This window comes from Williamsia sp. z71 (genome assembly GCF_059553375.1).
Genome location: NZ_JCANWX010000001.1, coordinates 513,636 through 539,218, shown reverse-complemented (window position 1 = coordinate 539,218; position 25,583 = coordinate 513,636). Strand labels below are relative to the sequence as shown.

Annotated in this window: 25 protein-coding genes; 10 read left to right on the top strand and 15 right to left on the bottom strand. The window is 64.8% G+C overall.

The features are described from left to right. Positions 1-175 precede the first annotated feature (175 nt). From AC51GR_RS02405 to AC51GR_RS02380, 6 genes are all read left to right on the top strand, one after another. On the top strand, positions 176-844 hold the full coding sequence (locus AC51GR_RS02405) for a response regulator transcription factor (protein ID WP_496323033.1): 669 nt from the start codon (positions 176-178) through the stop codon (positions 842-844). Beyond that, on the top strand, positions 841-2,046 hold the full coding sequence (locus AC51GR_RS02400; protein WP_496323032.1) for an ATP-binding protein: 1,206 nt from the start codon (positions 841-843) through the stop codon (positions 2,044-2,046). The genes AC51GR_RS02405 and AC51GR_RS02400 overlap by 4 nt, the downstream gene beginning before the upstream one ends. Beyond that, positions 2,031-3,119: a DUF8320 family protein gene (locus tag AC51GR_RS02395; RefSeq protein ID WP_496323031.1), complete on the top strand. Its 1,089-nt coding sequence runs from the start codon at positions 2,031-2,033 to the stop codon at positions 3,117-3,119. The genes AC51GR_RS02400 and AC51GR_RS02395 overlap by 16 nt, the downstream gene beginning before the upstream one ends. 126 nt (positions 3,120-3,245) lie before the next feature. Then, complete coding sequence (locus tag AC51GR_RS02390) at positions 3,246-3,506, top strand: response regulator transcription factor (protein WP_496323030.1); 261 nt, start codon at positions 3,246-3,248, stop codon at positions 3,504-3,506. A 334-nt stretch (positions 3,507-3,840) separates the two neighbouring features. Then, positions 3,841-4,830, top strand: a complete 990-nt coding sequence (locus AC51GR_RS02385) for an ATP-binding cassette domain-containing protein (RefSeq protein WP_496323029.1) — start codon at positions 3,841-3,843, stop codon at positions 4,828-4,830. Further along, on the top strand, positions 4,827-5,648 hold the full coding sequence (locus tag AC51GR_RS02380) for an ABC transporter permease (RefSeq protein WP_496323028.1): 822 nt from the start codon (positions 4,827-4,829) through the stop codon (positions 5,646-5,648). The genes AC51GR_RS02385 and AC51GR_RS02380 overlap by 4 nt, the downstream gene beginning before the upstream one ends. 1 nt (position 5,649) lies before the next feature. Here AC51GR_RS02380 and AC51GR_RS02375 read toward each other — a convergent pair whose 3' ends face one another. Continuing rightward, positions 5,650-8,901 carry an AfsR/SARP family transcriptional regulator gene (locus tag AC51GR_RS02375; protein WP_496323027.1) on the bottom strand — a complete coding sequence of 1,084 codons (3,252 nt, stop codon included), beginning with the start codon at positions 8,899-8,901 and terminating at the stop codon, positions 5,650-5,652. Positions 8,902-9,054: 153 nt separating this feature from the next. On the opposite strand from AC51GR_RS02375, the gene AC51GR_RS02370 reads away from it, so the two are divergent. After that, positions 9,055-9,924 carry a 1,4-dihydroxy-2-naphthoate polyprenyltransferase gene (locus AC51GR_RS02370; RefSeq protein ID WP_496323026.1) on the top strand — a complete coding sequence of 290 codons (870 nt, stop codon included), beginning with the start codon at positions 9,055-9,057 and terminating at the stop codon, positions 9,922-9,924. Between the two features lie 74 nt (positions 9,925-9,998). Here the strand turns inward: AC51GR_RS02370 and AC51GR_RS02365 are convergent, their stop codons facing one another. From AC51GR_RS02365 to AC51GR_RS02335, 7 genes are all read right to left on the bottom strand, one after another. Beyond that, a complete protein-coding gene (locus tag AC51GR_RS02365; RefSeq protein ID WP_496323025.1) occupies positions 9,999-10,715 on the bottom strand; it encodes a Clp protease N-terminal domain-containing protein in 717 nt (238 codons plus the stop codon). Between the two features lie 62 nt (positions 10,716-10,777). After that, positions 10,778-10,993, bottom strand: a complete 216-nt coding sequence (locus tag AC51GR_RS02360) for a helix-turn-helix domain-containing protein (protein WP_496323024.1) — start codon at positions 10,991-10,993, stop codon at positions 10,778-10,780. A 122-nt stretch (positions 10,994-11,115) separates the two neighbouring features. After that, positions 11,116-11,991, bottom strand: a complete 876-nt coding sequence (locus AC51GR_RS02355) for an endonuclease domain-containing protein (RefSeq protein ID WP_496323023.1) — start codon at positions 11,989-11,991, stop codon at positions 11,116-11,118. A gap of 141 nt (positions 11,992-12,132) precedes the next feature. Continuing rightward, entirely contained in the window at positions 12,133-14,667 is a 2,535-nt protein-coding gene (locus AC51GR_RS02350) for an ABC transporter permease (protein ID WP_496323022.1), read from the bottom strand. Continuing rightward, complete coding sequence (locus AC51GR_RS02345; protein WP_496323341.1) at positions 14,664-15,347, bottom strand: ABC transporter ATP-binding protein; 684 nt, start codon at positions 15,345-15,347, stop codon at positions 14,664-14,666. The genes AC51GR_RS02350 and AC51GR_RS02345 overlap by 4 nt, the downstream gene beginning before the upstream one ends. 31 nt (positions 15,348-15,378) lie before the next feature. Then, on the bottom strand, positions 15,379-16,527 hold the full coding sequence (cds1, locus tag AC51GR_RS02340; RefSeq protein WP_496323021.1) for an L-cysteine desulfhydrase Cds1: 1,149 nt from the start codon (positions 16,525-16,527) through the stop codon (positions 15,379-15,381). Positions 16,528-16,533: 6 nt separating this feature from the next. Further along, positions 16,534-16,908, bottom strand: a complete 375-nt coding sequence (locus tag AC51GR_RS02335; RefSeq protein ID WP_496323020.1) for a DUF4229 domain-containing protein — start codon at positions 16,906-16,908, stop codon at positions 16,534-16,536. Positions 16,909-17,122: 214 nt separating this feature from the next. On the opposite strand from AC51GR_RS02335, the gene AC51GR_RS02330 reads away from it, so the two are divergent. The 3 genes from AC51GR_RS02330 to AC51GR_RS02320 all read left to right on the top strand — a co-directional run bounded on the left by AC51GR_RS02330 (position 17,123) and on the right by AC51GR_RS02320 (position 18,447). After that, entirely contained in the window at positions 17,123-17,389 is a 267-nt protein-coding gene (locus tag AC51GR_RS02330) for a BldC family transcriptional regulator (protein WP_496323019.1), read from the top strand. A gap of 143 nt (positions 17,390-17,532) precedes the next feature. Then, a complete protein-coding gene (locus AC51GR_RS02325; RefSeq protein ID WP_496323018.1) occupies positions 17,533-17,775 on the top strand; it encodes a hypothetical protein in 243 nt (80 codons plus the stop codon). A gap of 249 nt (positions 17,776-18,024) precedes the next feature. Then, positions 18,025-18,447: a helix-turn-helix domain-containing protein gene (locus AC51GR_RS02320; protein ID WP_496323017.1), complete on the top strand. Its 423-nt coding sequence runs from the start codon at positions 18,025-18,027 to the stop codon at positions 18,445-18,447. Between the two features lie 122 nt (positions 18,448-18,569). On the opposite strand, the gene ccsB is transcribed toward AC51GR_RS02320, so the two are convergent. The 7 genes from ccsB to AC51GR_RS02285 all read right to left on the bottom strand — a co-directional run bounded on the left by ccsB (position 18,570) and on the right by AC51GR_RS02285 (position 25,510). Then, complete coding sequence (gene ccsB, locus AC51GR_RS02315) at positions 18,570-19,550, bottom strand: c-type cytochrome biogenesis protein CcsB (RefSeq protein WP_496323016.1); 981 nt, start codon at positions 19,548-19,550, stop codon at positions 18,570-18,572. Positions 19,551-19,570: 20 nt separating this feature from the next. Beyond that, positions 19,571-21,280: a cytochrome c biogenesis protein ResB gene (gene resB / locus AC51GR_RS02310; RefSeq protein WP_496323015.1), complete on the bottom strand. Its 1,710-nt coding sequence runs from the start codon at positions 21,278-21,280 to the stop codon at positions 19,571-19,573. Beyond that, entirely contained in the window at positions 21,277-22,095 is an 819-nt protein-coding gene (locus tag AC51GR_RS02305) for a cytochrome c biogenesis CcdA family protein (RefSeq protein WP_496323014.1), read from the bottom strand. The genes resB and AC51GR_RS02305 overlap by 4 nt, the downstream gene beginning before the upstream one ends. Next, positions 22,092-22,736: a TlpA family protein disulfide reductase gene (locus tag AC51GR_RS02300; RefSeq protein WP_496323013.1), complete on the bottom strand. Its 645-nt coding sequence runs from the start codon at positions 22,734-22,736 to the stop codon at positions 22,092-22,094. The genes AC51GR_RS02305 and AC51GR_RS02300 overlap by 4 nt, the downstream gene beginning before the upstream one ends. Before the next feature lie 15 nt (positions 22,737-22,751). Further along, the gene (locus tag AC51GR_RS02295) at positions 22,752-23,378 is read right to left on the bottom strand and encodes a histidine phosphatase family protein (RefSeq protein WP_496323012.1); all 627 of its coding nucleotides are present in this window, start codon (positions 23,376-23,378) and stop codon (positions 22,752-22,754) included. Continuing rightward, a complete protein-coding gene (hemL, locus tag AC51GR_RS02290) occupies positions 23,378-24,694 on the bottom strand; it encodes a glutamate-1-semialdehyde 2,1-aminomutase (RefSeq protein WP_496323011.1) in 1,317 nt (438 codons plus the stop codon). Before hemL ends, AC51GR_RS02295 begins: the two co-directional genes overlap by 1 nt. A 114-nt stretch (positions 24,695-24,808) precedes the next feature. Further along, complete coding sequence (locus tag AC51GR_RS02285; RefSeq protein WP_496323010.1) at positions 24,809-25,510, bottom strand: DUF998 domain-containing protein; 702 nt, start codon at positions 25,508-25,510, stop codon at positions 24,809-24,811. Between the last annotated feature and the right edge of the window lie 73 nt (positions 25,511-25,583).

Sequence of the window (25,583 nt, the reverse complement as noted above, 5' to 3'; positions counted from 1 at the left end):
TCGGTCGATGTTTCATTCCAGGTTGCGATGGGTAAAGTTAGTCCACAACCCGGAATTTCGGCCGCGCGGCAGCCGAAGCCGTGCAGGAAATTTCTTGTGCCGGGGCTGGAAATGAACGCGGGCTCCCCTACCCGAGACCTTCGTGTGCGGGGCCCGGCGATGACCGGGGGGACAGGTGAGCATCAGCGATTCAGGACGCAGCTACCGGGTAGGTGTCGTCGAGGATTTCGAGTCGCAGCTCAAGGGTCTGCAAACAATCATCGAAGAAGCGGATGGAATGACGTTTGCCGCAGGTGCGGCCACCGTCAGTGAATTGCTCGACGTATCCACCGATCTAGATGTCGTTGTACTCGACCTGCGTCTCGAAGACGGTTCCAGCCCGCAGTCCAACGCCGAACAATTGCACGCCCACAACATCAACGTCCTGGTGTTCACCACCGCCGACTATCCCGATCTGGTCCGGTCGGCGATCGCCGCCGGGGTTGCCGGCGTGATGCGCAAATCCGCCCGCAACGAAGAACTCGTGGAGGCCATCCGGCTTGCTGCCCAGGGACATACGGTGGCAACCATGGATTGGGCGGCAGCCATCGACGCCGACCCCGACCTGGCCACCGTCGACCTGAGCCCGCGTCAACGTGAAGTGCTGGAGCTGTATGCCTCCGGGGAGCCGGCGGCGCGCGTGGCATCCATCACGGGCCTGTCGATCGAGACCGTCAACGCCTATCTCTCCAGGATCCGGCGTAAATACGCCGACGCCGGTCGGCCCGCCCCGACCAAAACCGATCTGTACAAGCGGGCTCTCGAGGACGGGTGGCTACCCATCCCGAGATTGTTCCGTCGTTGAATCAATTCGGTTCATCGCTGAGCACATCTGACTCCGGCAGCTCCGCGGACAACATCTTTCGCCAGTTCAGTCGCTATCTCGGAGTCGCGTACATATTCAGCTTCTTCGCATTCCTCGGCACCATCGTCGACACCCTCGAGGTGGTCCCGCTCTGGTGGACGATCGCAGTCGTCCTGGCCGTCCACGGCACCGCCGTGGTGATGTTCGCAGCCTCCTTCCGTCGCGGGGACGTCGCCTGGGTGCGGTGGTCGGGACGAGCCCTGGTCATCGGCTACGGGCTTGCCGTCGCGACCTGGCCACTGGTGTGGAACGGCGAACTCATCGACGCCAACTACGGCATGTGGTTCACCCAGTTCAACGGATTCGCCGCGGTCACCGCCGCCGTGGTCTGGCGCGTTCGGTGGTCGCTGCCCTATCTGATCTTCGTGCTGGTGTCGGTGCAATTCGTCAACGACGCCGTCCGCATACCCGTATACGCCGCGAACGTACCCACCGACATCGCCTGGAGCGTCTGCCTGTGCGCGATTCCTTACGCGATCGCGGTGGCCGCGCTTCGATCCGGGCGCGTACTCGACGCCACCCGGGCCCAGTCGGCCCAGGCCGTGGCAGACGTCGCGGCCGCCGTCGCCCGAGCCGACGAGCGCGCCCGTTTCGATGCGTTGACCCACGACCGCGTGATGGCGACTTTGCTGAGCGCCGCACGGCATCCGATGTCCGATGAACTCGTGGCACAGGCGACGAGCACGCTGTCCAAACTGGAGGTCCTCAAAGCCATCGGTGAGGCCGACGTTCGTCCGCTCGAGGTCGACGACGCGGTTCGAAAGATCATCTTCGCCGTCACCGAGGTCGATGGAACCATCGCTGTGCACACGGATATCTCATGGCGGGCCCGCGATGAGCTGATTCCCGGACCGGTGGTCGGCACCGTTGCCGAAGCGGCGGCCGAGGCGGCGCGCAACAGTATCCAACACGCAGGTGCCGAGGCGACGCGAGCGCTGAACATCATCGTGACCGACGGCGAGCTGTGCGTGGAGGTGGTCGACAACGGTGTCGGATTCGATCCGAACAGCATCCGCCCCGATCGGCTCGGCGTGTCCGGGAGCATCCACGCGCGCGTGGAGGGACTGACCGGCGGGAGCGCCGAGGTGATTTCCGCCCCAGGCCAGGGCACCATGGTGCGGATGCGATGGGACAGAACATGACCGATCCGGTGCGCTACGTCGACCCCGTGGACGTCCGCGACATCTTGGGCCTTCGTACCCCGGTGACCTGCGCGATGGTCGGCCTGGTGGTGGTTGCGATGCTGTTCGGGGCAGCCCAGAGTCTGGCCGGAGTGTCGCCCCGCTGGCCGGTTCTGCTGGTCACCGGGATCATCGCCGCGGCCACGATCGCCCTGATCACCGTGCCGCACGATCCACTGCCGCTCGGCCCCGCCATCGCGATCGCCCTGGCTCCCCCACTGGCCGCCGCCATCCTTTTGTTCGTCGTCCCGGTACCGCTGGCCATCGGCAATCAGGTGTGGGTGTCGGGGTACGCGACCCTCATCTACGTCTTCATGTGTATCCGTGGACGGTATTTCCTCGCCTGGGCCAGCGTCGCGGTCTCGGTCGTCGTGCATGCCGGGTGGTCCACCGCGACCGACCAGGGCATCTGGGCGGGCGCACAGATACCGGTGTTCAACGCGGGAGCACTCCTGGCCGTCACATTGATCGCCCACGCGCTTCGGACGACCACCGCATCGGTGCTTTCACTGCGCGCTGCCGGCTTCCAACGGGTGGCCGATGCGTCCGCCGTCGCCGCCGCCCTCGAGGAGCGGCACGCCCGACTCACTGAACTCGGCGAACTCGCACAACCGACTCTCGCTCGCATTGCGACCGGGGTTCCGTTGTCCGATGCCGAGCGCCAGTCATGCGAGTTACTCGAAGCCAATCTGCGCGACCAGCTCCGCGCACCGGCACTGGTCAGCCCGGAAATGTCAGCGGCGACCCGCGCGGCCCGCGCCCGGGGTGTCGAGGTGATGCTGATCGACGACGGCGGGCTGGTCGATATCCCCGAACCGATCAAATCGGTCGTCCGACGCGAAGTCATCGCGGCACTGCAGAGCGCCGACGAGGGCGAGGTCCGGGTCCGGGTGATGCCGCCGGGCCGCAGTAACGTCGCGACCATCTATCAACACGACGAGACCGGAACCCACCGGATCGACATCGACGGCATGGGCAACCTGGCGAAAGACACTCGGGCGCCTCACCTCCCGGGTCAGCCACAGACAATGTAGTTAGCTCCGCCAAGGATGACCCCCGAACGGGTGGCACACCCTTTGGCGACTACCGACGCCACCGGCGCGCTGGTTAGGGTTATCCGCCGGATAGCCCCATCCGGTATCCGAGGAGTACCCCCGAACATGTCGCTGCCGTCGAACACTTCTGAGCCCCTACCCGCGCCCAAACTCACAGCTCGCGAAATCGAAATTCTGCGTGAATGGGCCATGCGGGACACCAAATCCGAAGTTGCCGCGACCCTGTACATCACACCCGCGACCGTGAGCACCCACATCAACCGGATCCGGCTGAAATACGCCGCCATCGGACGCCCGGCCACCACCAAGGCAGCCCTGATCGCACGCGCCTTGCAAGACGGACACGTCCACCTGAACGAACTGTGAGTTGGGGGGTGCGCGCCCTCCCCCCACCAACCGCAGACCTCTGTTCAGCAGGGCCCGAAACCGGCGCGGATTCATCAGGTCGGCCCACGTCCAGTACCGCCAACGCCTCGAGATAGTCACCTTTCCGCGCGACGTCGGCCACGGTCCGCGCCAGGCTGGTCACCCGATGCCCATCGACCATGACCACATCACCCGGCAGAACATCCGACTCGTGCAGGTGATCGGTCATCGCACCGGCGCAAACACCCTCCACCCACTGAGGTGTCAGACGAGGTGACAGCCGACGACAGCCGGTGTCAGTGAGACGACAGGACGTCGATGCACTGTCTGTTCCATGAACACACCCCTGCACTCCGGTGCGCCGGCCATCGAGGCCCGCGGACTGGTCAAACACTTCGGCTCCACCAAAGCCGTCGATGGCGTCGACCTGGTGGTTCCCACCGGGACGGTCTACGGCGTCCTCGGCCCCAACGGGGCCGGCAAGACCACCGCCGTCCGCATGCTCGCCACTCTCCTGCGCCCGGACGCCGGGCAGGCCAAGATCTTCGGATACGACGTCGTCGACGATTCGGTCGCGGTGCGGTCGCTGGTCGGTGTCACCGGCCAGTACGCCTCCGTCGACGAAGACCTCTCGGCCACCGAGAACCTCATCGTCTTCAGTCGGCTGCTGGGCAAGAGTCGACGAGCCTCGCGGCAGCGAGCGAGTGATCTGCTCGAGGAGTTCGGCCTCACCATGGCCGCCAAGCGGCCACTCAAGGAGTTCTCCGGCGGTATGCGGCGACGACTCGATCTCGCCGCCAGCCTGATCGCCACTCCCCCGCTGCTGTTCCTCGACGAACCGACCACCGGACTCGATCCGCGGACCCGAGCCCAGATGTGGGACACCATCCGGCGACTCGTGGCCGGCGGCAGCACCGTCCTGCTGACAACCCAATACCTCGACGAGGCCGACCAACTCGCCGATCGCATTGCCGTCATCGACCACGGCCGGGTCATCGCCGACGGAACCGCCGACGAATTGAAGAACTCCATCGGCTCGACCACCTTGCAACTCACACCCGCCGACAAGTCCCTGGCACCGGCCGCGTTGGCGACCATCGAGCGGATTCTTTCCGAACACGCCACGCTCAGCCCCGAGGCCGGAAGGATCACTGCCCCGCTGGTCCACCCGGATCTGTTGCCCGACATCCTCATCGCACTGCGTGAACAGGGCATCGTCGTCGAGGGCATGAACGTCCAGAAGCCGAGCCTCGACGAGGTCTTCCTCACCATCACCGGCAAACCCGCCGAATCCGATACCACCTCGCAGGAGGACGCAGCATGACCACCATCATCGAAAAGCCCACCACCACAGATCGATCCGGACCAGAAACCGCCACCAGCATCGGGCTCCGCGACACGATCACCCAGTCGTTCACCATGGGTTACCGCGGACTGCTCAAGATCCGCCACAACCCCGAGCAACTGTTCGACGTTGTCCTGCAACCGATCATCTTCACCCTGATGTTCACCTACATCTTCGGTGGAGCCTTGGCCGGAAGCGTCGCCGACTACCTGCCGATCATCATCCCCGGCATCCTGGTCCAAACAGTGATCGTCACCAGCATCGTCACCGGCACCCAACTTCGCGAGGACATGGACAAAGGGGTCTTCGACCGCTTCCGGTCGTTGCCCATCGCCCGGATCAGTCCACTCGCCGGCGCGCTGCTCGCCGACGTGGTCCGGTACCTGATCGCCACGGTGATCACCTTCGTCGTCGGTATCGCCATGGGCTGGCGGCCCGACGCGTTCGGGGTGATCGGCGCGACGCTCCTGGTGATCGTCTGCAGCTTCGCCGTGTCGTGGATTTTCGCCTTCATGGGTACGGTAATGAAGAAAGCATCTGCAGTGCAGGGTGTTTCGATGCTCATTCTGTTCCCGCTGACTTTCATGTCCAACGCATTCGTACAACCCGACACCATGCCGGGCTGGATGCAGGCCTTCGTCAAGGTCAACCCGATCTCACATCTGGTCACGGCCGTACGCGAGTTGACCAACAACGGTCATGTCGGCATCCACGTGCTCTGGTCACTCGTCGGGGCCGCGATCATCATCGCGATCATGGCGCCGCTCACCGTGAAGTCGTACATGCGCAATGCCTGAATCAGGCGACGGCAACGTACCTTTCGGTGATCGACAAGATGTCCTGCACGGCCTGCCTGCGGGACATCTTGTCGATTTCTGCGCCCAGTTCCCGCCACTGCGCATCACCGAGACCGGCCAACTCTTGCCGCCGGTCCATCACAGCGACCAGCGCCGGGTAGTCCAGCCGGCACCCGACCCTCTTCGCCAGGTGCAGCAGTCGGGCACCTTCGAGCGAGCCGAACGACCGTCCGCAGACCGAGGTCCCGAAGGCCATCGCCACCGAACCGAGTTGCGGAATGTCACCGAATCCAACAGGACCGAACATGTACTTTGCCACGTTGGCCAGATTCGGTAGGTACTGTTCGGTCTTCGCTGCTCTGCCCGCCAGTGTCATCCCACAGACACTGACGCTGATCACCATCGCGACAAACGGATCCTGCTCCGCCAGTGGATGATTCTCCAGCAGTCCACGCACCGACCGCTCGAACAACTCTGCAGCGGCCTCGCCCCGGCCTTCGGACCACTCCAATTCCGCTGCCGCCAACATGATCCCGGCAGCGATCTCAGGGTGGACGCGTGGGTCCGGATCCGCGGGCACCCAACCCTCGGCGAACTGCGCGAACTCCGCGCGCGCCTCATCAAATCGTTTCGCACCGATCAGCGCGGCCACGACATGCCCACGAGTCTGACGGCCATCGTGCTCCGAACCGATCATATCGAGCAACTCGATTGCCCGGCGATAGCTCTCGATGGCCGACTCGAACTCTGCCGCCTGACCATGCAGGCCACCGATCTCGGCCAACGTCATCGCCGTGATCCAGTGGTCCTGCCGGGCCTGCGCCACCACCAGATTCGCCCGCGCCATCCGCAGTGCCCCGAGACGATCGGCCTTGTTCTCACGGGCATTGACGCACAACATGGTCGCGATCATCCGCACCTGCGGAGCCGGACGTCGCGCACCGGCCACCAGTCGGCGCAGTGTGCCGAATCCGCTGTGCGACAGCACCAGCGATGACACAAAATCCATCGGACGATCGTCGGCGCGATCACCGCGGTACAGGAACCGGAGTTGCCACTTGGCAACTGCCAGTGGACGCAACCGGCGGGACATCAACAAATGACCACCGGCAATCAGATATGTCGCCTGCCTGCGCTCACGTTCCGCCTCACCCATCGCGTCGACCGCGGCTCGATCCAGGTGCGGCAATTCCTTGATCACCCGGGGAGACCAAGCCATCACCTCGCCGTGGAGCCCGCGGATGGCCCAGAATCCCGCGATGACCGGGAAACAGCTGACAAGTGTTCGTTCCCAATCCTCCGGCCGCACAGCCACATCGGCCTCCATGCAACGGCGCAGGACCCAGACGAGGTTGTCGACCTCTGCAGAGACCGCGGCCACCACCTCCGGTTGGCGCCCATCCTCGAAGGGCGCATGGGTGTCGTCGGCAAACCTGCGAGCCCATGCCGCTATCGCCGAATTGACCTGCATCCCTTCATCAGCGACGGCCAGCTGCTCCTCACCGAACTCGCGAACCGTCTCGAGCATCCGGTACCGTACACCGTCGTTCTCGACAACGTTCAGGAGCGACTGATCCACAAGCGCGTCGAGAACATCATCGAGTTCGAAGCCGGTGACCCCGACCACTGCGCCGGCGGCGGGGCGCGAGAACCCGCCGGGAAATCGGCACAACCGGCGCAACGCGATCCGCGCCGGCTCGTCGAGCAACTCCCAGCTCCATTCGATGACCGCATGCAGGGTCCGATGCCGGGCAGGCGACGACCGGTCGCCGGTACTCAGCAGGTCGAATCGGTGCGACAGACGCTGCAAGATCTCACGAACACTCATCGTCCGGACCCGCGCCGCGGCCAACTCGATCGCCAGCGGCAATCCATCCAGCGCCCGGCAGAGTTCGGCGACCACCGCGACGTCGATGCTCACGTCGGGCCGGATCGCGTGGGCCCGAGCGGCGAACAGATCCGTGGCCGCCGAACCGTACTCGTCGATGGAAAGTGGCGGAAGTTGATGGATCACCTCGGCGCCTACCCGCAGCGGCGAACGGCTGGTGGTCAGTATCCGCACATTCTCGGACATGCCGACGAGATCGGCTGCCATCCGGGCACAGGCATCAACCAGGTGCTCGCAGTTGTCGAAGATGACCAGGGACTGCGCGGTCAGCGCGTCGGTCAGCCTGGTCCGCAGGTTCGTATAGGCGACCCGGGGCCGACCACCGGGACCGGTGTCAGATTCACCGACCCCGAGCGTTGCCGCCACCGCGGCCAGCACGTCGTCCTCACTGCGTACGGAGGCCAGTTCCACAAAGAAAACCCGGACGCCATCGGCGGCGACCAGGTGTCCGATGCGGTTGGCGGTACGTGTCTTCCCGGATCCTCCCGGCCCCTGGATCGTCACCACTCGGGACCGGTGGAGCAGCGCGAGAATGTGCGCTACGTCCCCGGCGCGGCCCAACAACTCATTGGGTTCCGCCAACAATCCGACCGACGTCGCACGTCCGGCTCTGCGCGCGGGTGAAGCCACGGCCGGATGCAGCAATTGTTCATGGAGAGCGATGATCTCGGGCCCGGGATCCGTTCCGAGTTCGGTGGACAACGTCCGGCGCAGGCGCGCGAACACGGCCAGGGCCTCGGCTGCACGCCCCAACCCGGACAGCGCACGCATCAGGGCCGCGTGCGCCGACTCGTCGAGCGGATCGGCGTCGCATCGGCGCTGGGCCAGGGCCCTGGCGGTCTCGAAGTCGTCGTCGGCCAGCGCATTTTGCGCCCGGCGCTCCTCGAGTTCGATGCGGACACGGTCGGCGGCCTGGCGAACCGATCGGGCGAGGTCGTCGTCGCCGAGATCATCGCCAGGATCACCGCGCCACAGCGCGGCAGCCGCTCGTAACGCATCGGCCGAACCGTCGGCGAGCAAGGAGCCGACCAGGAAGACATCGACGTCTTCTGGCGCCAGAGTCAGTCGATATCCGGCCGGGCCGGCTTCGATGGCACCCTCGGGGAGCAGTGGCCGCAGGCGTGAGATCTGCGTGTGTAGCGCGGATTGCGGCGACCGCGGGAGGTTGTCGCCCCAGACACCGTCGATGAGCGCCGACTGCGACCGGTGGCTGCCCGGCATCAGGGCCAGGACGGCCAGCAGCCGACGTGCCCGGATCCCGGGAACCGGTCGCATTTGCCCGTTTTCGTCCGCGATCGAAACCGGTCCGAGCAGTCCGATGATCGGCACTACTGCGGGAGGTGGCACGTTTTCCTCGCAAATCATGGGCGGATTCGATGCATAACTGCAGGTCAGTGGAACTCGCTACAGACTAGCGCGGTGCCGAGCTCAACTGTTCGGTAGAGATTGCATGTGGCCGGATGGAGCATAGTGCGGGGGCCGGACAACAGGTATGGCTCGGTACGGAAGGATGCTCACATGGCTTCCGCAGCGCAATGGTTCGAAGGATCTCGGCCCCGTACCTACCCGAACGCGATCGCCCCGGTGATCGCCGGAACGGGCGCGGCCGGCTGGGCCGGCGACATCGTGTGGTGGAAGGCAGCGCTGGCCCTCGTGGTCTCGGTGGCGCTGATCATCGGCGTCAACTTCGCCAACGACTACTCCGACGGCATCCGCGGCACCGACGATGTACGGGTCGGACCCATGCGTCTGGTCGGCTCCAAGGTGGCCACCCCGAAGTCGGTGAAGACCGCGGCGATGGTGGCTTTTGCTGTCGCCGGGATCGCCGGGTTGGTGCTCGCATTGTCGAGCGCCTGGTGGCTGATCCTGGTGGGCCTGGCCTGCATCGCCGCCGCCTGGTACTACACCGGCGGCCGAAACCCATACGGCTACAGCGGTTTCGGTGAGGTCTCCGTTTTTGTCTTCTTCGGTCTCGTCGCCGTGCTGGGCACGCAGTTCGTCCAGGCCGAGGAAATCGACTGGGTGGGAGTGCTGGCCGCAGTCGCCGTGGGCTGCTACTCCAGTGGGGTCCTGGTGGCCAACAACCTCCGCGACATCCCCACCGACACCGAGTCCGGCAAGGTGACGCTGGCGGTTCGGTTGGGCGACAAGCGGACCCGGATGCTGCACACGGCACTCGTGGCCGTTCCGACGCTGGTCACCCTCGCGTTGATCGCGGCGACGCCGTGGGCGTTGCTCGGTTTGATCGCGGCTCCGCTGGCCTACAAGGCCAATGCGCCGGTTCGGGCCGGTGCCGGTGGACCGGCGCTGATTCCAGCGCTCGGCCTGACCGGCCTGGCCATGCTCCTCTGGTCGATCGGCACGGCCGTCGGCCTGCTCGTCGCCTGACCCCGCCCCCCGATGATGTGCCCTTTTGGCGGCGCCCACCTGGGCTTTTGTTCGCCAGAAGGGCACACTATCGGCTAGCTGGTGGCCTGTAGCACGGCCTCGCGCAGGGCTTCCGGGGTTGTCACCGATTCGATGAGTGCCTTCGAGGCAGCATCACCGGTGTCCAGGATGCCGAGCAGGACGTCCTCGGGCAACAACTCGCGGCCGGCATCACGGGCGGTGATGCCCGCGCGCGTGATCGCGGCCTTGGCGTCGAGGGAGAACCGGGGCCGACGCATGCCACCGCGGGGTCCACGACGACCTCGGCCGCCTTCCCACGGTCCGCCGTCACCTTCTTCGCGGTCCCACGGGGGTGTGTCGTCCCCTTCGGGACGCTCCCAGGGCCCTGGCCGAAAACGGCCGTGAGGTCCGTGCGGTCCCCCGCGTCCATGCGGTCCGTGCGGACCACCCCGGCGACGCCTGTCCCCGCCACCGCGGCGTTTACCCCAGTTCTCGGTGATGTCGTCGCCGAATTGGGATTTGACCGCTGCGCGAACCTTGTCGAGATCAATTCCGATGGCCGCAAGGGCGTTCCGGTCTTCGTCGACGTGGTCTTTGTCGGCATCGGTCTTGTTGGCCTCGTGGTACTCGCGCACCACTTCACGGGCCTGAGCCAGGCTCAAACCCTGCTCACCGAGAATGTTGAACACCGAACTCCGGGCGTTGCAGAGCATGCCGAGGATGAGGTGGTCGTTGCCGAGTGTGGGATGTCCGAGGTCGGCGGCCTCCTGATATGCGAAACCCAGGGTCATCCTGTTTTCGCGAGTGAACTGGTGAAACATGTTGTCTCGCTTCCTGATGTGGAATGCGGCGGCTATTCGCCGCGGGAATGCTTTTGGTGCACGGCTTGACGGCTCACCTGCAGGATGTCGGCGATCGCTTGCCAGCTCCAGCCTTGTTGCCGAGCATTGGCGACCTGTACGTCTTCGAGGCGATCGGCCAACGTACGCAGTGCCCTGACCGCTGCCAACCCTTTGGCCGGGTCACGATCTGCCACTGCCGTGGTGATGTCATCTTCGTTGTCTTGCACGATTGTCAAGTTACCCTGACAACATCAGGGTGTCAACATTTATTGACACCCCGCCTCCCTTACCCCGATAGTGTGCCCTTTTGGCGAACAAAACCCCAGGTGGGCACCGCCAAAAGGGCACATTATCGGGGTTTGGGGGCCCATCCGCGCAGGGTGAGTTCTCGTCGAAGCTGGGCAACGAACTCATCCCGTCCGCTTCTGATGTTCTGCGCGGTGACCGTGATGACGACCCATCCGGCAGCCCGCAGACGATTCCACCGTTCCAGATCCAGGGCGTGCTGATGCGGGTCCCGATGGTGTTCACCGTCGTATTCGACCGCCACCAACAGATGCGGCCAGGCGGAGTCGAGTCGGTAGCGGCCGTCCATGACCCGGTGCTGCAGAACGAACCCGTGGAAACCCTCGTCGATGAAGACGAGTCGGAGGCGGGTTTCCCACGGCGACTCCGACAGCGGATCGACCAGCTTGAACGCGGTGATCGCCTTGCCGATCCCCCAATGACGTTCCCAGCGCCGCAGTGCCGGCCGGACGTCCTCGAGAAGTCCCGGATGCCGACGGGCCAGGGAATCCAGGGCGGCTACCGCGTCGTCGCGGGAATTGAAGCGTCCCAAGTCAATTGCCGTGCGCGTCAGCGTGGTGACCAACGATCCGTCGATCTCGGTGTATTCGTCCTCGTCGATCTGCAGCCGGCGCACCTTGATCCCTCGGAACTGACGTCCGTTGATCGGCACGATGACCTCGGGTTGCACGTCTTCGGGCCGATACACGTTCCCCCACAGGTCGGCCGCCGACCACCCGCACAGAATGCCCGGCACGTCCTTGTCGCCCCCGGGATAGGCGAGCCCCGCCGCGAAACTCAGCATCGTGAAGTCGACGACCTGATCACCTCGGACCCAGACGCCCCGAAACAGGAGCCGGTAGTTCTCCCGCAGCTGATACCGCGACATCACCGCAAGTAAGTTCTCCGCCCGCATCGGGCCGGTTGGTAATTCCCCCATACCGACACCGAACACACCCCGACCGACCGAAGGCGCACTCCACCACCGAGTTATCCACAGCCCTGAACCCGAAAGTGTGCCCTTTTGGCGAACAAAAGCCCAGGTGGGCCCCACCAAAAGGGCACATCATCGGGGGCGGGGTTACTCGGTGAGGAGGGACTCGCTTATGTTCATCCGACCGGCGCGGGCGGCGGGGAAAAACGAACCGGCAAAGCACAGGACAAAGGCCACAACCACATATCCGGCGATCAAGATCTGCGGCGAATATTCGATCTGCACCGACGTCGTCTGGGTCAGGATCTTGTTGCCGATGACGTGCATGACGGTCCCCATCACCACACCCAACAGCGACCCCACCGCCGCCACCGCAGCAGCTTCGGCAAGAACCATCCGCCGGACGAACTTCCTCGACGCACCCATCGCCCGGAGGACACCGATCTCGCGTTTGCGTTCGATCACCGAGAGCAACAACGTGTTCAGCAACGCAATGGCCGCGACCACGGCCACGATCCACTGAATGGCGATCGCGAACGCGCCGGACTGTTCCACCGAGGCCTTCGTGGCGTCGAGGCCCTCTTGGCCGGTGTAGATGTTCACGGGCATGGTGGACGCGCCCGCGGCCGCGGCTTCGAGCTCCGGACGAATCTGCTCCTGGTCGACACCGGGTTCCAGCGTCACCTGCAGATAGGTGTCGCCGGGCCGGTTGAACCACTGCGTCAACAGGTCGTAGGAGATCGCCGCCGTCCCGGAGTTGATGCTCACGTAGTCGACGAGCTGCAACACCGGCAACGAGTGGTAGCCCGTCGGCGACGCGATCTCGACGGTGTCACCGGTCCCGACATCGAGGTTGCGGGCCAACGTGCGCGACATGATGATGCCCCGGCCGGCCAACACCTCCTCGATGACCTCCGGGGAACCCTTGCGGATGAACGGGGCGATCGTCCCAGGGGCCAACCCCTGCAACATGACCCGGGATTCACCGACGTTCACCGACGCCCACTGACCGCCGAGCACATTCTCGACGCCATCGACCCGCTCCACCGCTGCGGTCACGGCCGGATCCAGGATCGGACCATCAGGGATCGTCGACTTCTCCTGCGACGACACGTAGAAGTCGGTGTCGCCCAACCCTTCCAACGAACCGGAGATCGAGGAGACCAGGTTGTTCATCACACCGGACGTACACAGACCGACGGTGATCGCCACTGCCACGGTCATCAGCGTCGCCCAGGCCCGGCGCGGGGCCCGGTCGGTGTTGACGGCGCTGAGCTTGCCCGGACCACCGAGGCGGCCGGCCAGCCAGGTCACGCCCGCCACAAGCGGTTTGGTGAGCGAGTAGCAGATCAGCAACATCCCGACACAGACCACGATGCCTGCGAACGCAACACCTTGGTTCTGGATCTCGTTGGCCATCACCCAGCCGATCACCATCAGGATGACGCCGACCACCGCGGACACCTTGGCGGCCACACCGGTCCCGGCCTTCTGATCGGCCACCGCGCCACCGGTCATCGCCTCGATCGGCGACACGGTGAACACCGACCGCGCCGCCAGCATGCTGGCCCCGGCACAGGCGAGGACACAGGCGATGACCGCAACGGGTGCGGCATAGGACGGCAGGCCGAATTCGATGGTGGCGCCATACGACGACAACACGTCGGGCAGTTGCCCGATTGCCCAGCGCCCGGCCAGGATTCCGACCGGGACGCCGATCAGACCCCCGACCAGGCCGAAGAGCGCGGCCTCACCGATCAGATCGGTCACCAGCGGACCCCGACGACCACCGAGGGCGCGGATCATCGCGATCGACGAACGCCTCGACGCCACCGCCATGTTCATCGTGTTGAACACCAGGAAGCCGGCGATGACCAGTGAGATCAGGGACACCAGCAACGTCGAGTCCCGGGTCACCGCACCGGCGGTCTCGGCCTGCTTGGCCCGGAAGTCCGGATCGACGACCACCGCACGGCCATCGACAAGGTCGTTCAACTGCTCCCGCAGCGCAGCGGTGGACGAACCCGACTCCTTGGTGACCAGGATCGAATCGACGCGACCGTCATGCCCGGTCAGCTGTTGCGCCAGCCCCAGGTAGGCAAAGATGAACTGGCCGTTGTTGATCGACCTCGCCGCCGGCGCGTCGATCACCATCGTCACGGTGGTGTCGACACCGTTGATCGAAACCTGTTGGCCCTTCTGGAATCCGGTCGCCTTGCCGACGCTGATCCCCGACATCAGCGCGGTGACATCAGCACCCTCTGTGGCCGACGCCACGGCATCACGCAGACCGCCCTGGATCGAGGCGATGTTGTTGTCGCTGCCAAGCACGGTGGTGCGTTTGCCGTCGACAAAGATCGAGCTGTTGATCAGCGGGACAACATTTTTCGCGGCCGGGGCGTCGCGGCGGATCTCACCCATCAGTTCGTCGTCGACACCCGAGTCGACGATGCCGGCGATCTCCAGATCGGCGGATCCCGAAATGGTCGCGCCGAGCTTCTGCACCGACGACGTCAACGACCCGTAGGTTCCCAACACCGCCACCAACAGTGCTGAGGCAACCACGACCACCAGCAGCGACGTGGTCACCCGCAGGCGATGGCCGAGTAGTTCCCGAAGATTGACAAGCCTGATCCGCGTCAGGCCGGCGCGCACCGCCCCGAACAGTGCCGACGGCTTCACTCCTGGATCTTCCCGTCGCGCACGGTGATCGTGCGATCGGCGTGCGCTGCGGCCTTGTTGTCGTGGGTCACCATCACCACCAACCGGCCGTCACCCTCGCGGGCGACCTCGGAGAGCAGCTCCAGGATCGACTCACCCGTCTGCGAATCGAGGTTTCCGGTCGGCTCGTCGGCCAGCACGATCCGCGGGCTCATGATCAGCGACCGCGCGATCGCGACGCGCTGCATCTGCCCGCCGGACAACTCGGACGGGCGGTGCTTCGCACGTTCGCCGAGCCCGACCCGATCGAGCAGCGCGATGGCCTCCGGTTTGGCCGACCGCAGAGACTTGCCGTCGAGCAGCCGCGGCAATGCGACGTTCTCCCAGGCCGACATCGTCGGGATGAGGTTGAAGAACTGGAAGATGAATCCGACCCGGTTGCGCCGGAATGCGGACTGCTCTTCCTCGGACAATCCCGCCAGGTCGAGACCGTCGACGATGATCTGTCCGGAGTCCGGGACGTCCAGTGCCCCCAGGACGTGCAGCAAGGTGCTCTTGCCCGCACCCGACGGCCCGACGATGGACACGAACTGACGCGCCTGAAGGGTCAGATCGAGACCGTCGAGCGCCCGGACCTTCTCCTGGCCCATCTGGTACTCCCGCACCAGATCGATCGCCTCCACGATCGGCCGTCCATCCATCTCCCGGATGTCGCCCAGTCCCGAGCCCTGCTCACTCAATCCACTCCCCCGTCGTGAAGAACGTCTCCAGTGTCGCTTCGGCGCGGGTCAGATCCAGACCGGCACCGGCAACCCAGTCGTCGTTGTAGTACGTGCCGGAATACCGGTCCCCACCGTCGCACAGCAGGGTCACGACACTGCCGGGCGTCCCTTCCCGCCGCATCTCGGCGACCAGACGCAGGGCGCCCCAGAGGTTGGTGCCAGTCGATCCACCCACCCGCCAGCCCAGAACATCGCTGGCGCGCCGGGCGGTGGCAATGCTCGCGTCATCGGGCACCGACACCATCCGGTCGATCACCTGTGAGACGAACGACGGTTCGACCCGCGGACGACCGATCCCTTCGATGCGTGAGCCCGGCACCGGTCCGGCCAGGGCGTCCGGATCACCGTCGCGATAGGCGGGGTAGAACGCCGAGTTCTCGGGGTCGACAACACACAGCCACGTGTGGTGCCGCCGGTACCTGATGAAGCGGCCGATGGTGGCCGAGGTCCCGCCGGTTCCGGCTCCCACGACCACCCAGGTCGGCACGGGGAACTCTTCCTGCGACAGCTGGCTGAAGATCGATTCGGCGATGTTGTTGTTGCCTCGCCAGTCGGTGGCGCGTTCGGCCATCGTGAACTGGTCGATGAAATGACCGTTGGTCTGATCGGCCAGCTGCTGCGCGGCGTCGTACACCTCGTCGGACCGCTCCACGAAATGGCACAGTCCACCCTGCCGCTCGATCAGCCCGATCTTGGCCGGCGATGTCGTCGCGGGCATCACCGCGATGAACGGGACACCGATCAGCTGCGCGAAGTAGGCCTCGGACACCGCCGTCGACCCCGACGAGGCCTCGATGACCGTGGTCCCCTCGGTGATCCAGCCGTTGCAGAGCGCATAGAGAAACAACGACCGTGCCAGACGATGTTTGAGCGAACCCGTGATGTGGGTGCTCTCGTCTTTCAGATAGAGCGAGATCCCGGTGGCACCGGCGCCGGTGCCCCACCGGGACCAGGCCGGCAGCGGAAATCTCAACAGATGGGTATCGGCACTCCGGGTCGCATCGGCGTCGATCAGCCGGATCGCGTTGTCGACCCACCGCCGATCACCCCGTCTGTCGACCTCACGCGTCCACTGCGCCCCGCCGCCACCGTTCACCATGATCTTTTAGGTGTCAGATCCGTTTTCACCACGCAGTCGCGACGTCAGGTTCTCGCGCTGCGCCTTGCGGCCGGCGTCGACCGTCGCGATCCCGACGTTGACGCGGTCGCGCAGACCCTTGAACAGCAGCATCCCCAACGGCAGCGCGATGATCACCGCAAAGAACGCGGCGACCAGGATCGGGACGTCGATCCCCACGGCCTGGCCGATCAGGTAGATCCCGGCGGCCAACGCGATGACGAGGGCGATCCGGGCACCGGTGAAGAGCACCAGGTCGATCGCCAATCGCCGTCCCGCACCGGGCGTCGGTTCCACGGCGGGAGGGGTGCGGTCCTTCTTTGCAGAGGACCGATTGTTTCCAGAGGGCTCATTCGTGCTCACGCCCTAGACCTTACTGCGCAAAGAGCAGGGCTGACACGTGCACCTTTGCAATCGCATTACCAACACTTAACTATTCGAATACTTGGGCATTTCGGTGTAACCATGGTGTTCGTAGGCTCCTCCAGAGACATGTGGGAGACCTGCACACAATCCGTGCCACAGCTCCACCCTGAGTCGCGGCATGCGGTTGACGGCCCACTCGATAGGAGCAGCCATGACGTTTGCAGGCCCACTCGGACAACACACACCCAGCCCAGCTCTGAACAACCCCGGCCCGGTTCTCTCACCCCAGGCCGCCAGCCAGCACACGCTGACTCCGGGCCAGGTGGCCGCGATGTTCAACGTCAACCCCAAGACCGTCGCCCGTTGGGCCAGTTCGGGGCTACTGGGGGCGATCCGTACACCCGGTGGCCACCGGCGGTTTCGGGAAGAAGACGTGGTCGAACTTCTCAATCGGCGTACCCCCGCGACCGGTAGCTGACCAACGGACCGATTCCGACAGATCCCCAGGCCCCCACCCGGACGGTCTGGGGATTTTCGATCTGCTGTTCGGCGCAGCCGGCACCGCCCGCTGACGCCTCCAGTAGCCTGGCGTCAACGGCTTTGATTCTTGGAGGTGCCGAAATGATCTACCTACTTGCCATCATCGGCTTGCTGGCACTGACCTACCTCGCCTGGCGCGCCTTCGGCCCGGACGCAGCCGGCGCAGAATCCAGCGGGCCACCGGTTCCACGGCGGCAGATGAAGCGCGGACCGGTCGGCCCGGACGACGATCTCGATTTCCTGAACGACCTGGAGCGCAAGGCCCGCGACAAGAACCCGAAGTTCAAGTCCGACGGTGACGAACGACCCAACCCCACCGATTGACGCCGGCGATCCCGGCTGGGGTTCAAGAAACACTGAACAACTGTCCAAGTTTTTTTGGCCTATTGTCCAAGAATTAAAATCCAATTGCGCTTTCGCATTTGCCGGACTAAGTCCGAAATTAACGTGCGCAAATTGCCGGAAGTCGCCCGCTACTCGGTACCCCTTTTGCGAACTTTAAAGGTAGAGTCACGCTCTAGTTCGACCGCTTCACACTGCTGCGGTCCAATCAGAGGTCTGGGAGTTAGATAAGTGGCTGCTGTACACGATGGAAAAACATTCGCCGACCACCTGAACGAATTGTTCAGCACTGTGCGCGACGAGAATGGAATCCCCTACACGGGCAAGAAGATTGCCCTCAAGGCCAACCAACTCGGCTACACCTTGAGCGACGCGTATATCTCCCAGTTGCGGACCGGCAAGGCCAAAACTCCGTCGTTTCGAACCGTCGAGGCAATTTCCCGGGCATTCGAAATCAGCGTCACGTATTTCTTGACGGACCCGGATGAAGATCTCAAACGTGTCGAACAGCAACGTGAATATGTGCAGATGGCCGCCGAGACCGGAGCGCACCTCGCGGCCTTCCGTCACGAGGCCATCTCCACCGACACGATCGATGTCGTGATCGAACTCCTGAAGGTCGTCAAGAAGCAGCAGAATGACCGCGTGAGCTGACCTACGTCGGAGAAGCCCTTGATCTGCCCGTCGTCGGCGCCGATGTGTGCGCGCCGATGACACACCCCTGATACGCCAAAAGGCGCCCGGACCCGAAGGTCAGGGCGCCTTTTGGCGTGGTGTCAGAGCCCGGCGTAGGAGTGCAGGCCCGAGACCACCAAGTTGATGATGAACAGGTTGAACAGCATTGCCACGAAACCGGCGATGTTGATCCAGGCCGCCGCCGTGTTCCGCCAACCGGCGGTGGCGCGGGCATGTAGGTACGCCGCGTAGATCACCCAGGCGATGAACGACACGGTCTCCTTGGGGTCCCATCCCCAGAACCGGCCCCAGGCGGCTTCGGCCCAGATCGCGCCACAGATGACGCCGAGGCCGAACAGTGGGAATGCGAACACAACCGTCTTGTAGGCGAGCCGATCCAGCGTCTGGGCCGACGGCACACGTTGCAGGATCCGACCCCAGAACCGGTCGCTCGGTTCGGGATACTTCAGCTTCAGCAGGTACAGGATGCTCGCGACACCCGAGACCAGGAAGACGCCGGATCCGAGTGCGACGATCGAGACGTGGACGGCCAGCCAGTACGACTTGAGCGCCGGGACCACGGGTGCGGCGTTGGTGTAGAGATACGTGCCTGCGACGAACAGCAGGATGACAACCGGCAGCAACACGAATCCGAGCAGCGGACGGTACTCACGCTTACGCAGCACCACCAGCGCCGCGACCATGCCGGTGGCGCAGGTGATGGAGACGAACTCGTACATGTTGCCCCAGGGCGCCCGGCCGGTCGCGACGCCGCGCAACACGATCGAGGCGATCTGCAGCGCGGTCGCCAGGAGGACCACGCCGTAGGCCATCTTGGCCAGCCGGTCCCCCAGCGGTGCTTTCTCTGTGGTCTGGAGCTTGCCGGGCGTACGCACATCGTCGGCGCCGACCAGCGGCGAACCACCCGACACCCCCGCGGCGACGAGCTCGTTCGACTTCTCGACGGTCTTGTTCTTGGTGGCCAGCGAAGCCAGGAACATGACCATCGCCAGGACGTACACGGTCAGCGCCGTGCCGTACGTCAGGTCGGAAAACCGAGAAAGTGTCTCATCGACGTTCATCAGTCACCTTTTCCCAGCATTCATTTTTTGCGTCCACCTTGTTCTCTGCCACCAGGCTTGTTCTTGTTCGCATCGGGGTCGATGCCCAACAGATCGGCGACCATGTCGGAAAAGCCCTCGCCCCAACCAGCCTGATCCGTGCGCGCCAGACCGGCCATTTCTACTACAGAGCGTCGCACATCCGCCGTAGAGGTGCCATCACCCGGCGGCCCGGTCAAGGGTGTGATCCGCGCCCACACCCGGCGCCGCTTGATCAGCAGGGAGACCAGCAGGCCGACGAGCATCGCGATGGCGGACACCAGCACCCAATTCTGGGCGGGATCGTGTGAGACCTGCAACGAGACCCAGCGCTGGAAACCTTCGAACTGCACGGTCGTGCCGTCCTGCAGCGTCGTCGATTCGCCCATGTTGAGGTTGACGCGTTCCTGCTTGAGCAGACGTCCCTGGTTGATCAGGTTCACATCGAGGGTGAAGACGTTCTGTGGTCGTCCGGTGTCGAGCCCGGTGTCGCCCTTGTAGATGTCGATGGCGACCGCGGGAGCCTCCGGCAGCGGGAAGCTCGAGGTCATCAGGCCGCCGTGGAAGGTGGCCGTCGGCGCGAACAGTCCTTCGATCGCGATCTGGTTCTTCCGACGCTCGTCCTCGTTGGGGTAGAGCCCGGCCGGGGTGTCGAAGCGGGCCACGCCACTCGACATCATCGTCTGCAGCTCGTCCGGCCGGAACGGAACCGTCTGTGTGCGGGTCTCACCACCGGGGAACGTGACCGTGAAAGTGGGGGCGAAACCATTGCCGAGCAGATAGATCCGGTCGCCCGCGATCCGCAGCGGATGGTTGACCCTGACCTCGCTGGATTGCCACTGGTCGCTGTCGATGTCACTGCCGACCTGGTACTTGAGGTCGGCGCTGTACATCTCGGGTTGCCCGCTCGGCAAGAAGTCCGCGTCGAACGATTCCACCTGCAGGCAGAACTCGTTGAGGTTGGTGCCGTCGACCATGTTGCCCGCGCGGAAGGAGTCGTAGACCGCGGTCGAGGTGTTGCAGAGACCTTCCTGGCCGTCGGCGACCAGGATGCGGGTGCCCTCGTAACCGAACATCTTGCCCGCCGCGATCGCGACCAGCAGTGCCAGCAGCGCGAAGTGGAACAGGAGGTTGCCGCCTTCGCGCAGGTATCCCTTCTCGGCCGAGACCTCGACGACGGTCACCACCGACCCGTCGGCTTCTTTGCGCTCGACGGTGCGGGTGGTCTTGCGCCATCCGCGCAGACCGGAGTTGATCTTCGACGCGAGCGCGTCGGGAGTGCCGTCGACCTCATGGCTCTCGTGCCGGGGCAACCGGCCGAGGTTGCGTGGGGCCGGGACCGGACGGGCCCGCAGCGCCTTGGCGTGTTCGATCATGCGAGGCGTCAGACAGCCGACGAGCGAGATGAACAGCAGCACGTAGATGGCGGTGAACCAGATGCTCGAGAAGACCTCGTACATCTGAATTTTGTCGAAGAACTCGCCGATGAAGCCGTGATCGGCGATGTACTCCTCGGTCTTGAACTCGTTCAGCGACCGCTGCGGCAGGAGCGCTCCGGGTACCGCGGCCAGGGCCAGCAGGAAGAGCAAGGCCAGGGCGGTCCGCATCGAGGTCAGCGAACGCCAGGTGTTCCGCGCCGGCCACAGCAGGTAGCGCTTGAGCGGGCCCGCCTTCGGTACGGGCGGCGGGGTTCGGGTCTCGGTGGCGGTCATATCGGGAGCACCGTGTCGGAGACGAACATGTCCCGAACCCAAACGATGAATTGATCCCACAGTCCGGTCACCAGCGCCACGCCCACGACAACCAGTAGTACACCTCCGAAGATCTGGATGGCCCGAGCGTTTGTGCGCATCCAGCCGACCGCCCGCAAAGCCCAGGCCGAACCGAAGGCCAGAAGGATGAACGGCAGGCCCAAACCGAGGCAGTAGAAGACGATGAGCGTCACACCTCGGGCTGCGGTCGAGCCCTCGGTACCGCTGGCGGTGGTGATGACCGCGGCCAGTGTCGGGCCGAGGCAGGGCGTCCAGCCGAGCGCGAAGACCGCCCCCAGCAAAGGGGCTCCGACCAGGTTCGATACCAGTCGCGGATGGAACCTGGCGTCGCGCTGCAGGATGGGGATGAGTCCGATGAACACCAGACCCATGATGATCGTGATCACACCGCCGACGCGTTGCAACAGTTCACGGTTGACCACGAAGGCACTCGTGATCCCGAACACAGAGGCCGTGGCGAGCACGAAAACGATTGTGAATCCGAGCACAAACAGCAAAGCGGCCCCGGTGACCCGCAGTCGTCCGGCCTTCTTCGACTCCGCATCGCTCATCGCCGGGGCCTCGGCACCGACCAATCCGGCCAGGTACGACAGATAACCCGGAACCAGGGGCACCACACAGGGCGAGGCGAACGAGACCAGCCCGGCGAGCATGCATGCCCCCAGTGCCAGCAACAGCGGACCGCTCGACACGGTGTCCGCGAAGGTGTCACCGACTCCGGCGAGGTGGCTTGAACTCTGGGCTACAAAAGTCATGCGGTATCAGATGTTTCAGCGGCGATCCGCTCGACGACAGGCTGCAGTTCGTCGGCGGTGACGGCTTTGAGGAACACCGCCGCGGCGCGATGCTGACGATCGAGCACCAGTGTGGTCGGGACCACCGAGGTCGGGGTGGTCAGCTTCGACAGGGTGCGTCCGTCGTAGTCGTAGATCGACGGGTACGTCACCGCGCGATCGACGACGAAGTCGCGGGCCGAATCCTTGCGGTCGCGAAAGTCGATGCCCAAGAACGCAACACCCGAATCCTTGGTGTTCTCGTAGACCTCTTCGAGGGCGGTCGCCTCGCCGCGGCACGGGCCGCACCACGAACCCCACACGTTGATGACCACGACCTGATTCTCGAAATCGGAGAGACTGAGGGTCTTGTCGTCGGACAGCAGGTCTGGTCCGGTGAGGTTCGAGACCTTGCCACGTTCGGCCGGCGGATCGTAGAAGATCACGGTTTTGCCACCGGGAGAGACGAATTCGAAGTTCTCGCCTTGCGCCACGGCGTCGTCGCCGGTGCCGCAGCCGGCGATCACCAGCAACGTCGCGATTCCGAGGATGCACAACGTGACCAGCCGCCAACCCAGCGGCGCCAGTATGCGGGTCCTCCTACGCTCAGGGCCTGGCTCCATCACTGTGTCGCTACCTCAGGCTCCCGTGGCAAGGGGGTCAGAAGCACCGGCAGGTTCCGAATAAACGATGTCCACCAACGCATCCCCGTCGTACATCAAGCTCGTCAGCGACGCCAACGAGCACTGACGCTTCCGCGGATCGTGCCAAAGTCGTTGCCCTTCAAGGAATCTCCGCAACGTGTACACCGGTAGCTGGTGACTGACGCAGACTGCCTCATGCCCCTTGGCCTCTTCGCGGGCCTTGTTGGCGACTGCGAGCATGCGGTGCGCCAGCTGGATGTACGGCTCGCCCCAGCTCGGGGTGAACGGGTCGCGCAGTTTGATCCAGTGCCGGGGGCGCCGCAATGCGCCGTCACCCACCGAGACCCGCAGGCCCTCGAAGGTGTTGTCGGCCTCGATGAGGCCCTCGTCGGTGATGATCTTCAGTCCGTGGGCGTCCGCGATCGGGGTCGCGGTTTCCTGCGCCCGCTGCAGCGGGGAGGCGAACACGTGGGTGATGTCGTGATCGGCCAGGGCGTCGGCGACCGTCTGCGCCTGTTTCGCGCCGAGCTCGGACAGGTGATAGCCCGGCAGTCGGCCATAGAGGATGCCGTCGGGGTTATGGACTTCCCCGTGTCGCATCATGTGCACGATTGTGCGCATCAGTTCTCCTTCAGGGCCCGGGCAGCGGCGGTCGCAGCAGCCGGGAGTGCCCCGGCTATAACACCGAAAGCATCCCCGTCCAAGGCCGCGGATACAAACCAGGCTTCGAATGCACTCGGCGGCGGGTAGACGCCGGCATCGAGCAGGGCGTGGAAGAATGGCGCAAAACGCCAGGTCTCGGTGTTTTTCACCGCCGCATAGTCGGTGATGGGGGTATCGGTATCTGCGGTGAAGAACACGCTCACGAGGTTGCCCGCGTACTGCACGCGGTGGCCCACACCCGCAGTGTTCAGTGCATCCCCGATGAGGGTTCCGAGCTGTTTCGAGTTGGCGTCGAGCGCGGCGTAGACGGCGTCATCCGCGTGCCGCAGGGTCGCCAACCCGGCAGCGACCGCGACCGGATTTCCGGACAGGGTGCCGGCTTGGTAGACAGGACCGGCCGGGGCCAGGTACGCCATGATGTCGGCGCGTCCGCCGAATGCTGCGGCCGGGAGTCCACCGCTCATGACCTTGCCGAAGGTGTAGAGATCACCGGCAACGCCTTCGAGACCGAACCAGCCGGCCTTGCTCACCCGGAAACCGGTCATGACCTCGTCGATGATGAGAAGTGCACCATCCGCGCTGGTGACGTCCTTGAGACCCTGATTGAAGCCTTCGACCGGGGCGACCGCGCCCATGTTCCCGGCTGCGGCCTCGGTGATGATCGCAGCGATCTGCCCGGGGTATGCCGCAAATGTCTCGCGGACGGCGGCCAGGTCGTTGTACGGCAGGACGATGGTGTCCTGGGCCTGCGCGCCGGTGACACCGGGTGAGGTCGGCAGGCCCAGCGTGGCCACACCCGAACCGGCGTCGGCGAGCAAGGCGTCGACGTGGCCGTGGTAGCAGCCGGAGAACTTGATGATCTTGCTGCGACCGGTGAATCCCCGGGCCAGCCGCACCGCCGACATCGTCGCCTCGGTGCCCGAGTTCACCAGCCGGACCTGCTCGACCGGGGAAACCCGCTTGATGATCTCTTCGGCCAGCTCGATCTCGGCCTCGGTCGGCGCGCCGAACGACAGACCCGTGGTCGCCGCCTTCTGCACCGCCTCGACCACCGCCGGGTGGGCGTGGCCCAGGATCATCGGGCCCCAGCTGGAGACCAGGTCGACGTAGCTGTTGCCGTCGGCGTCGGTCATCCGATAACCGGATGCGCTGGAGATGAACCGCGGGGTTCCGCCGACGGAATTGAAGGCTCGAACCGGCGAGTTCACTCCGCCTGGGATGGCACGGGATGCGCGCTCGAAGAGCTGCGCTGACTTATCGGTGGCATGCGACACGACCTCCAGTGTGGCAAACGCCGACCCGACAACCGAAAATGGCGGGCTCCGGCGACTCTGACCTGCCCTTTTGCTCGCGCTGGTCTTCGCTGCCCGAACCAGGATCTTGCGAGTTCAGCGGAACCGGGCACCCAGACCCGACGGTGCGACGTGGATCTCTGTGCTCCGGATCGAACCAGGTGCATCTGGGTCACCTCGACCCAGGGCAAGCGCGTCGGATGGCCGCCGCAATCGTGCAGAGGCGACCACGACTGCCGGCCACACCAGTTCGGCGACCACGGTCACGCGTTCGGCGAGCCCGAGCAGTGCCCCGCCCTGGGTTTCGTAGGCGGTCCAGGCAAGCAGAAGAAAGAGTGTGCCCGACGCCGCGGTCGCAGCGGGGATCCGGAGCGCGGCCGGCGCCGCCCTCGACCGGGATACCGCGAGCGCGGGCCACAGCGCCAGCAGGAATGCCGAGACGCAGGTTGCCGTGAGATGCAGGGTCGCTGTCAGCGTGATCGGAAGCGCTGCGACCGCCACACCGCTGGCACCACCGGCAACGAGAACAACACGGGCGATCGGCCGCACCATGAACAAACCCAGACCCACCGCGATCAGGCAACCAGCACTGAGCGCGATCCCGAGGGACATGACCCATTCGGCGCGGTCCGATGCAGCCAGCACGCTCAGTGTCTGACGGATCGGGTTGTGGCCGGCCGTGGTCAGCTCATCCGCCGCGGTCGCGGTGACGAGCAACAAGACCGGGGCCGTTGCCGCCGAGACCCGCGCCCAGCGCGGCACGATCAGACCGGCTGCTTCCATGAGGGTTTCAACCACGGTCGGCGGCGGAATACTCCGTGTTCTGACATCAAAATTTTCGATCGGACAGCAATTCACGACGATCGGGCCG